Raw genomic sequence first — 13,506 nt, forward strand, 5'->3', positions numbered from 1 at the left:
AGAGAAGCTGTGGGAGAAGGTGAAGTATGAATGGCTGAACCTCTTTGAAATAATGAACTTTGCGGCTTTTGAAGCTGAAGTTAAACGAGTGTTTGATCAGTTCGGTCAGGAATATATGATTTCATTTGGTTAACTACTTAGCTTTTCTGGAGGCACTTTTAAAACGTTAATATCCTGAGATGAATGACTCAAGGTCATTCATCTCAGTAGCCTGGTTCGATAGTCGGGGGGGAGAATAAAAAAATCAGATAGAGACTTCACCCGCGAGGCTAACGCTGAGCATTGCCTTCACCTCTTCTGTGCTCATACCCAGAGAATAGAGGTGATGCAGCTTACAGAACATCGCTTCTGTGGTGGTATCAAGCCCCCCAACAATCCCCGTCTTAGCCAGAGCGGAACCCGCTGCATAACAACCCTGGTGGACGGTGCCACGGTGGCACTGGGTAAGGTTTACAATCAATTTGCCTTCTCCGGTAGCCTTGGCAAAGGTGTCCAGCAGGGCATGATCAGCATCCGGACCATTACCGGTACCATAAGTACGCAGGATAAAGGCATCCATAGGCTGGTTGAGGGCAGACTCCATCCACTGGGCATTAATACCCGGGAATAGCTGCAGAATTCCAACATGGGTTTCCGAATCGCATTCCAGTTGAAACTTCTCTTTACCTTTTGGTTGCCACAGCAGAGTTTCATTGAGTTCAACGTGGATATCCGCACGGCCCAGCCACGGATAGTTCGGACTGTCAAAGGCATCAAACAGGTAGGCGTTCAATTTACGTGAACGGTTTCCTCGCAGCAGACGGCCGTTGAAATACAGACAAACCTCTTTGATTCGATCATCAGCGGCCATGGTCAGGGCGCCAACCAGATTTTCCAGACCATCAGTCCGGGCTTCACAAAGCGGGATCTGGGAGCCGGTAAAAATGACTGGCTTTTGCAGGTTTTGCAGCATAAAGGAGATCATGCTGCAGGAATAAGCCATGGTATCGGTACCGTGCAGGACGACGAACCCGTCAAACTGTTCATAACGACTGGCGATATCGGAGGCGATCTGTTTCCAGTTGTCCGGACGGATATTACTGGAGTCAATCAGTTGCGGGTACTCATAGAGTTCGAACTCTGGCAGGTTGGCCATCATTTCGGGAGGGAGCTTTTCTTCCAGCAGTCCCATCAGATTGTCACCGGGTACATAACCGGACTCCGAAGGGCGCATGCCAATGGTTCCACCGGTGTAAGCAACGTAGATTTTCTTGCTCATACTTTTGTTCCCTGCTCTTTTTCAAGAAGCAGCCTGTCGCCTGATATAAACGGCGATTGTCATTGGGTCATGGACTTTTATCAAGTCTATCCCTTCGACAAATCACTCTGGTTGATCTGAGGCAGAGGCTGAAAAAAAAACCGCCCCCTTCAATTTAATAAATGGGGCGGCATAGAGATTCATCTATCAGTGAGTAATCAGGCAGTAGCCATCTGGCCCTGAACAGCCTGATCTTCTGCCTTCTTTACATACTTGCCATCGGTAGGGCGGAATTTACCCATGTAAGCGAAAGCGATAACGAGACCAATACTGATAAAGCTCATCCACATATAAGGTACATAAGCAAAGGTAGATACACCCAGCAGACCAGCCATGAAGATACCGTTATCAGACCATGGCACCATACCGGAAGTCAGAGTGCCACCGAACTCGGCGCTACGAGACAGCATACGGCGGTCAACGCCCATACGGTCGTAGTTACCCGCCATGATTTTTGGTGTCAGGATCAGGGAAACGTACATGGCAGAACCAAATACGTTGGCCAGGAATGCGGTGACAATGGTGTAAACAGTCAGGTTGCCTTCGTTGGTGATGCGGTTCTCAAACTGATGGGCGATGGTTTCCAGAATGCCGACTTTATCCAGCAGGCCACCAAAGCCAAGGCCGAAGATGATCACAGCAACGGAACCCAGCATGTTGACCATACCACCACGGTTCAGGATGTTATCCAGGAAGGCATTACCGGAGTCAACTGCCAGAGGTGCCCACAGAGCGTTCATGGCTTCAACTGGCGTACGATCCTGAAACAGAACAGCCCATACCATGCCCAGTGCGGCACCGAACATAATGACCGGATAGGATGGGAATTTCCTGGACAGTAAAAGCAGGACAATGATAACGGGTACAAAAGCCATGAAGGAGATACTGAAGTTTTCGTTCATCAGATTCATCACTTGCTGAACCTGGGCCATATCGGCGTTGCCACCAAACTGGAAGCCGTAAATAGTAAAGGCTATGGCGGTCAGAACATAGGCTGTCAAGCTGATTGGCAGCATGCCCTTGATATGGTCAACGATCTCTACTTCTGACATGGAGGAAGCAAGGATAACACTGTCAGACAGGGGTGACAGTTTGTCACCAAAGTAAACACCGGACAGAATGGCACCGGCAGTGACAGGAGCAGGAACGCCCAGACCCTGGCCAATACCCATCATGGCGATACCTGCAGTACCGGCAGCACCCCAGGAGGTACCCGTAGCCAGAGCCGTCATGGAACAGATCACCATGGTAGCCAGCAGGAAGACGGATGGGTGAATGGTCATCAAACCGTAATAAATGATGGAGGGTACGATACCACCGGCAATCCAGGTGCCGACCAGTGCGCCTACGGCAAGCAGAATCAGAATGGCTCCGGTGCCTTTGAAGATACCTTCAGCGGCGGCGGCTTCCAGGTCTTTGTATTTGTGGCCCAGCTTGACGCCAAGTCCCATGGCCAGGAACCAGCCGATACAGAGTGCCAATTGAATGGGAAGGTTCAGTTTGGCGGTAAACGAAAATGCGAGAACCAGAAAGGTGCCTAATACCAGGGACACTTGTCCCATAGACGGTAGCTTGATCTTCTGCGCCATAAATGAACTCCGAGGGTTTATTAATTTAATCAATCAGTTGGGGGCGTATCCTAACGGTTTGGTAAGTATGTTTTTTGATCTATGTCAGAAAATGGCGGTGTTTCCTTACGTTCTCTTTAGAAAAGTGAGAAATAATGCGATGGGACACTATTTGATCAACTTTGTGAAAGTCAGGGTGAGATATCTGTCACATTTTGACGAAACAGGAAAAAAGACTATGTTTTGACCACAGTCAGTCTGATTACTATGGAAGGGAAAAATCGTGAAGCTTATTGAGCATCTTGCCAAAATCAAACTACCAGCAATGCTTATGGTTGTGCTGTGTATCCCCTTTCTTGCTGAACCCTGGGTGAGCTACGATGTTAAATCTTTTTTTTACTCCCTGAGTCTCACCATTAAGTCTCTTTTGGTTTTTGTGCTTCCCTTTATTGTTTTCAGCTTTGTGGTGACCTGCCTTGCCAGGATGGGAAAGAACGCCCTGCTGTTTACCCTTCTGCTGATTACCACGGTTTTTGCTTCCAATGTCACTGCCATTTTCACAGGATATACTATTGGCAGTATTATGGTGCCTATTATTTCCATGCCTATATCTCTGGATGGCATTGATGGTAGCGGTTTAACCACCATGTGGCTGTTTGATCTGCCACCGTTATTTACCAATATGAATGCGCTGATTGTCGGGTTTATTGCAGGAATGGTTGTTAATCTGCTCGATATTCAGTCTTTACGGGAGGCTTCCTTTAAGGCCAGTGAGGTTTCCGGCTGGTTTCTCAAACATATCTTCATACCTGTACTTCCTTTCTTTATTCTGGGTTTTGCTTTCAAGTTACATGCTGATGGGATATTGAGTCAGGCCATTACCGCCTATGGTCCGATTTTGCTACTGGTTATCGTTTCTCAGCTCACCTATCTCTTTATTTACTTTTTTGTGGCCGCAAGGTTATCTTTCAGGACTTTTATTACTTATGTGGGCAATGTATTTCCCGCATGGCTAACCGGATTCAGTACTGTATCCAGTGCTGCCAGTATGCCGGTCCTGATAGAAAGTACTGAAAAAAATATCAGTAATCCGATCATGGCAAGAACCATTGTTCCTGCCACCATCAATATTCATACCATTGGGAGTGCCATTGGCCTCACTATTCTGGCTTTGGTGACACTAAATACCTTTAATTTGCCTATTCCCGATCTGCAAAGCTTTGCCATATTTGCCTTCTATTACGCACTGGCCAAATTTTCAGTGGCTGCTGTTCCGGGCGGTGTGATTCTTGTTGTTGGACCCATCTTGCAGAGTCTGATGGGTTTCTCTGACGAGATGCTGGGTTTGATTACCGCTGTTTATATGATTTTTGATCCTTTTGGTACCGCGATCAATGTCAGTGGGAATGGTGCTTTTGCGATCGTTTTCTCCAGAATATGCCAGTGTCTGGGCCTGAATGGTGATGATGATGATAGTAATGAGGATCCCGAGCCAGAAAACAGTATTGCCTGAGCATGTTTCATTGATAAAACATCTACTTCCCAATCATGCAATGTGAGAAGTAGATGTTTCGATTCAGCGGGTTAACCGCTGGTAAAGACCTGATGCCCGGCGAGTCGGTGAGTTTGCAGCCTTAACCAGAATATCCATCTCAGAGAATACCGTCAGTCTGCTCTTCGCCCGGGTGATCCCCGTGTAAACCAGCTCTCGTGTGATGACAGGGCTGTGTTTGTCGGGTAACACCATCACCACATGGGCAAACTCAGAACCCTGACTCTTATGAATGGTCATGGCAAAGACGGTTTCATGTTCTGGCAGCCGGCTGGGCAGAATTTCCCGGATTTGTTGGTCAGGCAGCTCAAAGGCTACCTTTAACCTGCCTTCGGAATCTTTGATGGTAATGCCGATATCGCCATTGTAGAGCCCAAGGCCGTGGTCATTTCTGGTGATCAGGATCGGGCGACCCTCATACCACTGCCCGCTTACATCAAGCAGCCCTTTTTGTTGCAGTGCCTTTTGAATTTCTTGATTCAGACCAGAAACACCATAAGGTCCTTCCCGTAAGGCACAAAGGAGCTGAAACTGGTTAAAGGCGTTAAGAATGGATTGTTTATCTGACTGCTCCCTGATGAGCGTCAGGTAATTGCGATAGCCTTCAACGCATTGCTGAATCAGTGGCTGAAAACCTGAATCCCGGGTTACCGGGTAAAGCTCGATATCCTGAAAACCTGAAGTAAAGAGGGTTCTCAGAGCAGTATCCTGGCCACTGTTGATGGCTTTTGCCAGGCTACCGATACCGGAAAGGGCATCAAAACGATAGCTTTTTCGAAGCAGACAGAGGCTGTCTGAGACCCTGTTATCAATAGAGGCTTCTCTATCTGACAGTGTTTCTGCCGCTTTTAGTGATTGCCCGGTAAGTGCTTCCAGCAGAGATATCTGGCTTTCAGAATAACCGGAGCTTGCCGCCGCACAGATATCGCCCAGAACGCTGCCAGCCTCTACCGAGGACAACTGATCCCGGTCACCCAGAAGGATCAGCCGGGCATGGTTGGGCAGGGCATCCAGTAGATGACTCATCATTGGCAGGTCGATCATGGAGGCTTCATCCACTACCAGAATATCCAGGTGCAACCGGTTGTTTTTATTGTGAATAAATCCTGTCTTCCCCGGTAACACCCCCAGCAGGCGGTGGAGTGTTCCCGCCTGGGTTGGCATGCGCTTACGGACTTCCTCAGTGCAGTTAAGTCTGGATAATGCGCCACCGATGGATTCCGTCAGTCGGGCAGCGGCCTTGCCCGTGGGAGCCACCAGTTTGATATCCGGTGGCGTGTTGGTGGTCAGGCCCAGTTCGGTCAGCAGTGCCAGTAGTCGGGTAACCGTGGTGGTTTTACCGGTGCCGGGGCCTCCACTGATAACGGAAAAAGAACGACTGGCAGCCAGGGCAGCAGCCACTTTTTGCCAGTTTAAACAACTGGATTCCGGAATAAGTTGATCCAGTACATGAACAGGCTGATGGTTATTCAGTACACTCTTCAGCACATCCTTTACAGCACTGATAATTGCTGGCCAGTCAAGGTTGCTGTCCGGCTCAATATCCAGCCATTTACGCAGTTCTGCAGTCAGGGCTGCGTCTGGTTTGCCCCGGCATTGACTTAACACAAAGTCATAATCTCTCTGAAACAGTCGGGTCAGAATCGACCGTGCAGCCTCATTATTCAATGGCGCCGGGCTTTGTTGCTGCAGGAAATCAGCCACCTTCTTTTCGTACTGCCAGTAGCGATAGAGATAAAGCCGGTTATGATCCCATACCAGTGGTGATGGTTCAGAGCCATCACCAATCAGGGGGATATTTTGCAGGTAGTCTGGCCAGTCAGTTTTGGCAACACCGCAGGTATCAATAAGCAGGCTGTTTTCTGCAGTATCCAGACCGAATAGCGTGAGATCTGAAGATGGGTTAATCATCATGCAGACATTACCCCGACCCAACTCATAACTGACCTGGGCTGCCACAAGGGCTAACAGCGGGTCAGGATGCATGGAGTGCATCAGTGTGGCGAACTGGTAATCCAGGGGGCGGATAATGTTCTGCTGTTCCAGTGCCTGTAATCGTTTCAACATGCCGCAGGCTCCCTGAGTTCGCCAGTGAATAGCTGATCAATACTGTCAATAAGCGGGTAAGAAGGTTTGTGATTGAATATGCCATGCTGACGTGGGTCATCAGCCTGAACGCCACGGAGAAACAGATAAATGACACCGCCAAAGTGCTGTTCAAAGTCATAACCCGGCAAGCGCTGTCTGAGTAACCGGTGCAGGGCCAGGGAGTAGAGCTGGTACTGGAGATCATAACGGTGCTCCACCATCACCGCTGTCATGGCTTCCCGGTCATAGTCACTGGCCTTGCTGCCCAGCCAGTTGGATTTGTAATCCAGAACATACCAGCGCCCCTGGTGTTCAAAGGTTAAATCGATAAATCCTTTCAGCATGCCTTTCATGGGGCGAAACTGCAGTGAGCCTGCTTTTTCGCTCAACGGGTCATGGGCTGAAATCAGCTGGTTCAAATGTCGGGCATCCAGATGCTCAATGGGTAAATAGAACTCCATTTCGACCCGGCGAGCGGAATCGGGTAAATCCAGCAGGCGCAGGTCAGCACCATCAAGGGGGGCCGTCAGGCAGTTTAATAACATGCCTTTGATGGCACTCAGCCACTCTGCGCCGTAGCCCGCCCGGGTCAGTTGTTCTAGCACATAGCTGTCCAGGTAGAGATCATGGTTGCCTGCACGAACCTGATCCAGATCCATCTCTTCAAACAGGGTATGCATGAAGGTACCGGGATGAGCGCCTTTCGGGAAATTAAACAGGCTGAATGGGTCGGTTTCTTCCTCACTGGTCACGGTGGTGGATTCATTGATGGTATCGATATCGAATCCGGGGCTCTCAATACTGGCATCTGAAGTTTTGTCAGACCTCTCATCAGAAAAAGAGTGGCGCGACAGGGCGGAATAACTGGTGGTCCACCAGTTATTCTCAATGTTTCCAGCGAAGGCTCTGGCGCTTAACCCGGTATCCTGTGAGGTTAACGGTTGATAAGACGGCAGTGAATCTTCAGGGGGCGCTGCAATAATAATCTGCTGGTTTGCGCAGGCTTCGGAAACGGCTTCCAGCAGTGGGCCAAGGTTCGGACTCAAGATTTCCTCCCCCTTATTCAGCAGATAGCCAATGGCGGTTTGATGCAATTGAGTCTTGCCATCTTTGGTAGCCTTGCCGGATTTAAAGGGTGCCATGCCAAGGTAGCAGCAGTAAACCGACCGGGTCAGTGCCACATATAGCAAGCGCAGGTCTTCGGCCAGTCGCTCTTTTTCGGCGAAGCCCAGGGCTTCATCAGAGCGGATCAGGGACAGGGTGGTCTCATGGGTTTCGGGGTCGTGATAAAGCGGTGAATCCGTTTTACGCAGATGGCAGATAAAGGGGATAAACACCACCTTATATTCGAGTCCCTTCGATTTATGGATAGTGATGATTTTTACCAGGTTCCGTTCACTTTCCAGATGAAGCTGCTGGTCATCCGCATTGTTGTTGGGGCGGGTTACCTGTTCGGAAAACCATCGGGCCAGGGCAGAGGGTACCTGTTGTTCCATGCTGGCCACGGCCAGTAGCTCACCGAGATGTAATAGATCGGTTAAACGCCGTTCGCCGTTGGGCAGGGCCAGCAGGCGTTCGGCTATGTTTCGCTGGAAAATAAGCTGCCGCAACATTGGTAGCAGACCTTTGCTGAACCAGGTGGTGTTAAAACCGGTAAATTCTTCTACCGCTTCTTCCCAGGCCTGTTCGTCCACATTCAAGGCTTCCAGGGTTGGGGCGTCCAGGTGGAACAGGGGGGTGGCCAGTGCCGCTTTCAGCATTCGTTCGCTGGTGGGGTGCAGGCAGGCCTGTAAGATTTTTTCCAGGTCTCTGGCTTCCTGACAGGTAAATACCGAGTCCTGGTTGCTCATGTAAATGCTGGGAATATTCTGCGCTGCCAGTGCCTCCCTGACTTTTTTACCATGACGGCCACTGCGCACCAGTATGGCAATATCCCCCGGCTGCAACCGTTGTTTTTTGCCATTGTCGTCAATAAAGCAATGGTCCTTGTCGGCGGCCGTCAGCAGACGGTTGATTTCCGTTGCTGTGGCCTGGCTCATGGTCTCCAGATAACGGTCACTGTTCACGGTTGGGCTATCATCGACCTGCTGTAGCCAGAGCGTCATGGACGGTGCCGCTTCCCCGCCAACATAAAGGCGCTTGCCGGTAGAGCCCGGTGAGGGAAGCACGGGGGCAAAAGGAATGCTGTCGTTGTAGATAAAGGGTGAATCAGACTGTTGAAATACAGTGTTCACGGCGGAGACCATGGCATCACTGGAACGCCAGTTAGTACCCAGGGTGTAGTGGCTGTGAACCTGCTCCCGTGCAGTCATGTAGGTGAAAATATCCGCCCCCCGAAAGGCATAAATTGCCTGTTTGGGGTCTCCGATCATAAACAGGCCGATACCCGGGTCGCCCCCTTCCATATAGATTTTATTGAAAATCCGGTATTGCAATGGATCGGTATCCTGAAACTCATCGATCATGGCGATACGGAACTGGCCACGAATGGCCTGGGCCAGCAGTTCACCATTATAACCGTCGTTTCCTGGTTCTCCGGCAAACAGGGCGGCGGCCAGATTGGTCAGCAGGTCATCAAATGACAGCTGGTAGTGGCTGTCCTTCAGTTGTTTTAACTGTTTTTTGATATGGATGAGTGCATCTCTGGTGATAAACCCTTTGAGGCTCTCTTCCAGCGTGTGAGGCAGGGACAGGAATTCATCGATCTTCCCGAATATTGGGTGCTCCGGCATCTTGCCTGCTTTAGTCAGACTCTTTGCAACGATCTCTGAGCTGTATATTTCCCAGCCTTCCTTGCCTTTGTTGAGTCTTGGGATCAGGTCCTCAGCATCGATGAACGCGGCCATTTCATTGAGACGGTTGAGGGGTTTGCTTCTTTTACCCAGTCCGCAGTTCAGGATCATATCTTCCAGTTCAAGGCGGTTTTCCCCCCATAACTGTTTCAGTTCCATGGCGGGTTGCAGGTATTGCTGTTGAAAGGCATCCATGGAATCCGGCACGGTATCACCGGCCAGCGTCAGTTCTGATAAACCGATCCAGCTTCTCAGGTGTTGCAGAAGGTCGCCGGGGGTTTTCCAGATAGATCGCACCAGTTTCACCAGCGGTTTATCCAGCAGATAAAACGAGCGACGCCAGTAATCGGCAGCGCACAGCTGCAACATGGGCTCTATATCCGTCACCAGATCGCTGGAAAACAGGGTGCCGCTTTCAAACGCATGCTGTTTCAGCATCCGCTGGCAAAAGCCATGGATGGTGAAAACGGCGGCTTCATCCATCTGCTGTTCTGCCAACAACAGCTTGTCGATGCAGTGCTCCCGTTGGTCCATGTCCTGAATCAGCTGGTGGATGAACGGATCTTTGGACTCACCGGCAATAAAGGCTTCCCGGGTCTGATGGATACGGGCACGGATACGGTCGCGCAACTCACCGGTGGCGGCTTCGGTAAAGGTCACCACCAGAATCTGGTCAACGTTCAGCGGGGTCTCATGGCGTGTTGGTTCACTGCCATGGCCCAGCAGAATACGCAGGTACAGGTTGGCGATGGTATAGGTTTTACCGGTGCCGGCACTGGCCTCAATCAGGCGCACACCATGGAGGGGCAGGGCATGGGGATCCAGGGTTTCCGGGAATCGTACCGTGGTATCGTCGGTCAATGGTTGCTCGCTCACTGTTCTGCCTCCTGAAGATGGCTGAAGGCAGGGGTAAGGATTTCCGGGGTCAGGCTGGTCATTTCTGCCAGGGCGGGTAGTGTCAGTTCGGGATAGACCCGCTGGATGTACTCGTCACTGTTTTCTCCCATGTTGTAGAACCCATCACCGGCAAACGTTTTTTCCGCGGCCTGTTCCGCTTTGTCAGGATCATTATCCGGGTCTGCTTTAAGCCAGCTGAAGGCGGTTTCCGGAAACCAGGCAAGGGGTTTGGTCTGCCCGAGGTGGTAATAATGCACCAGAGTTGCCAGGTGCTGTTCTGCTTTATCAGGGGCAATGACTGGCAGACACCATTCATTTTCCAGATCAAAGATTTTTGTGATGCCCGGGTTGTTGGTCATGGACAGACAAAGGTGTTCAATCCAGTTTCTGATCAGGTCTTTTCCCTTGAAACGGGCTGGACGGTAACGAACCATACCGCCAGAGTGCTGTCCTTTCAGCCAGCCGGTTATCTGAATATTGGTAATCTTGCCATGGTGACCATTAATCAGCAGATTGACTTCCTGATCCGGTCGTTCCTGCTCTGTAGCTATTTGCAGTTTGTCAGCCATAAGCGTCAGGCTGACCATCTGTTCTTCCAGCAGTAAACGGCCAAAGGCTGAGTGAGGCAGGTCGCCTCTGGATTGCAGTCGATGGGTCAGAGTGCCCTGGTCTTCACGGGAAATAAGACTGTTGAGCAGTTCATTTTTCAGTTGATAATTTTCCAGCGGCCCCATGGCAAAGGTTTCGGTATCTTCCAGTGCCTGATCCTGCACGGAAAAATAGACTTTTAACCGGCGGTTGAAAAAGTACCGGCAAGGGTTGCTGAAAAACCGCAGTAGCTCCGCCAGTTCTACAGACTCTTTATTAAAACCCTCCGGCTCAGGCAATGGCTCGGTTAAGAATGGAGCAGGGGGGAGTTCATCCCGAACGGCGGCGGGTAGCCATTCATGGATATAGCTGAATAGAGCCTGTTGTGACGTATCCGGCAAAAAGTGACCGGGGCTGAACGCTTGCAGGGGATGTTCCGTGAGCAGTTGTTCGGGTGTTAAGGCAAATCCCTGCTCACAGTAATTGAGCAGCTCGGTGACCAGTACGGATGGGATTCTTTCACTGTTATCCTGAATGCGTCGTCCAATATAGCTGATGTAGAGTGTGTTCTGGGCAGATAGCAGGGCTTCCAGAAACAGATAGCGGTCATCTTCCCGGCGGGACCGGTCACCACGGCGGCCATGGCGGGCAATCAGGTCAAATCCGGCGGGGGCAATACTCCGGGGATAAGCGCCATCGTTCATACCCAGCAGGCACACCACTTTAAACGGGATGGAGCGCATGGGCATCAGGGTGCAGAAGTTAACCTGACCGGCCAGAAAACGCTGGCTGCTGCGTTGCTGAGACAGTCGGTCTGACAGGTAACTGATAAAGACGGTTCGTGAGAGGGGCTGGTTATAACCGGCTTCCTGAAGCTGCTCATAGAGATGCGCCAGGGTGTCCCGGACCAGTTTCAGGGCGGACTCATCACTTTCGGAGGATTCCAGAGATGCGGTATCAAAAAACTGTTCCAGCAGAGCGTTGGTAAACTGGATCCATTCATCAATATTGCGATCGGTGTCCAGTTCTGCGATCAGTTGTCCGGCAGCACTGACAAAGCTGGCCAGATAACCCGCCAGGGCAGCATTCATTCCCTGTACTGCGTCCAGTGGTAAAACGCCCTGGTAGACTCCCGTGCTTTCCGGCATGGCATACCCCAGCAGCATACGACGGATGCCAAACAGCCAGGAGTTTGCGTTAAGCTCCGGTAAGTCAAAATGCGCCTGATGAGCTGGCGTCAGCCCCCAGCGAATACCGGAATCCTGGGTCCACTGGCGGAGAATATCCAAATCGGCAGCCTTTAGTTTGAAGCGGTTTTGAATGGCCGGTACTTCTAATAGCTCCATCAGCTCGGGGGCGGAGCAGCGACTGTTATCCAGCACCAGCAGTTTTAGCAGGGCCGAGAGTATCGGGTGTTCGCTCTGGGCACTGATATCAGAAATGGCGAAGGGAATACGGCGCTGATCATCAATACTGCCAAAAACGGCCCGTATCCAGGGGGCATAACTGTCAATGTCCGGCAGCATGATTACGATATCTTTGGGTGTCAGTTCCGGATCCTGATCGAACATGTCCAGTAAACGATCGTGGAGGATTTCAACTTCTCTTAACGGGCTGTGGCAACGGTGAACCTGCAGGGATGGGTCAGGCTTGAGTGGTGTTTGTTGTCCGGGCGCCGTTCGGTCATGAAGTTCAAAAATATCCCGTTGCAGTGCACCCAGAACGGTGTCGGTATAATCATCCACGAAGACATCCACATCAAATGCATCAAGGCTGTGGAGCTGGTGGAAGTAATCCCGACCCAGTTTGCCCATGGAACCCAGCAGAGGATTGCCAATGGCATCAAGGTTATCCAGGGAAAGGCCGGATTTACTGAACCAGCCTTTATCGGAAGGTGTCTGGTTATGCTGGTTGAGTAATTTCCGTGCGGCCAGTTTGCGAATGAATTTTGGATCCCGTTCGTCGCCCCAGTAGTGCTGGCAGGGGTTGCTGACCATCAGGTGGACATCAGTATGCAGCGCCAGCGCTTCAAGGGATTCGATAAAGTGTGGTGGCAGGGCGGAGATACCAAAAACAAACAGTCGTGATGGTATCTCGCTAACTTTGGCGCTTTCCGCCATGGTTTGGATAAACCGGCTGTGCATATTAGCCCGGTGCCAGGGCGATTGACCCCGTTCGGCGGTTCTCGCTACCAGTGCCCGCCACAGTTTTGGTTGCCAGGGCTGTTCTGCCGCAATCAGTGCGGTGTCTTTATCCTGCTCCCAATCAATAACCCAGTCTGGGCGATAGACCAGGTACTGGTCGAAAATATCCGCAATCTTTCCGGAAAGCTGGAATTTCCGAATGTCATCATCATCGTTGGCCAGATATTGGGCCAGGGGCGCAAAATCAGGCTCTGTCTTCATTGAGTCCAGCAAATCCATAAGCTTCCAGGTCATGGATTCCTTGTTAAAGGCTGACCGGGCCGGCACATCAGGAAGAACAAGGGTATACATCTGCCAGAGAAAACTGGCGGGAAGCGGAAAATTGATGCCGGCCGCAATCCCCAGTCCTTTTGCCAGCTCAAGTCTTAGCCACTGAGCCATTCCGGGGCTTTGCACCAGGATCTGTTCATCTTCGAGGGGATTGGCCGGTGGGTTCTGGCGAATAAGTTCTACCAGTAGATCCTTAAGTACGTCCAGATGGTTTGAATGATAGATGGTGAGCACGGGAGGGGGTCGCCAG

At 50.9% G+C, this 13,506-nt stretch carries 6 protein-coding genes; 1 reads left to right on the forward strand and 5 read right to left on the reverse strand.

Translation table 11 applies throughout. The features are described 5' to 3' along the window. Positions 1 to 244: 244 nt before the first annotated feature. Together ansA and nhaC are read right to left on the reverse strand one after the other, a co-directional pair. A complete protein-coding gene (gene ansA / locus RM811_RS05350; protein ID WP_402521537.1) occupies positions 245 to 1,258 on the reverse strand; it encodes an asparaginase in 1,014 nt (337 codons plus the stop codon). 197 nt (positions 1,259 to 1,455) lie between these two features. Next, positions 1,456 to 2,886 carry a Na+/H+ antiporter NhaC gene (gene nhaC / locus RM811_RS05355; protein ID WP_402521539.1) on the reverse strand — a complete coding sequence of 477 codons (1,431 nt, stop codon included), beginning with the start codon at positions 2,884 to 2,886 and terminating at the stop codon, positions 1,456 to 1,458. Between the two features lie 262 nt (positions 2,887 to 3,148). On the opposite strand from nhaC, the gene RM811_RS05360 reads away from it, so the two are divergent. Continuing rightward, on the forward strand, positions 3,149 to 4,378 hold the full coding sequence (locus tag RM811_RS05360) for a cation:dicarboxylate symporter family transporter (RefSeq protein ID WP_402521541.1): 1,230 nt from the start codon (positions 3,149 to 3,151) through the stop codon (positions 4,376 to 4,378). A 63-nt stretch (positions 4,379 to 4,441) separates the two neighbouring features. Here RM811_RS05360 and recD read toward each other — a convergent pair whose 3' ends face one another. Genes recD through recC form a run of 3 tightly spaced genes read right to left on the reverse strand, consistent with a single transcriptional unit; the run spans position 4,442 to position 13,490 of the window. Then, complete coding sequence (gene recD, locus RM811_RS05365) at positions 4,442 to 6,484, reverse strand: exodeoxyribonuclease V subunit alpha (protein ID WP_402521544.1); 2,043 nt, start codon at positions 6,482 to 6,484, stop codon at positions 4,442 to 4,444. Next, positions 6,478 to 10,173: an exodeoxyribonuclease V subunit beta gene (gene recB / locus RM811_RS05370; protein WP_402521546.1), complete on the reverse strand. Its 3,696-nt coding sequence runs from the start codon at positions 10,171 to 10,173 to the stop codon at positions 6,478 to 6,480. Before recB ends, recD begins: the two co-directional genes overlap by 7 nt. Beyond that, the gene (gene recC, locus RM811_RS05375) at positions 10,170 to 13,490 is read right to left on the reverse strand and encodes an exodeoxyribonuclease V subunit gamma (RefSeq protein ID WP_402521548.1); all 3,321 of its coding nucleotides are present in this window, start codon (positions 13,488 to 13,490) and stop codon (positions 10,170 to 10,172) included. Before recC ends, recB begins: the two co-directional genes overlap by 4 nt. Positions 13,491 to 13,506: the final 16 nt, after the last annotated feature.

The sequence above is a fragment of the Endozoicomonas sp. genome, assembly GCF_031844845.1.
Lineage (GTDB): Bacteria > Pseudomonadota > Gammaproteobacteria > Pseudomonadales > Endozoicomonadaceae > Endozoicomonas.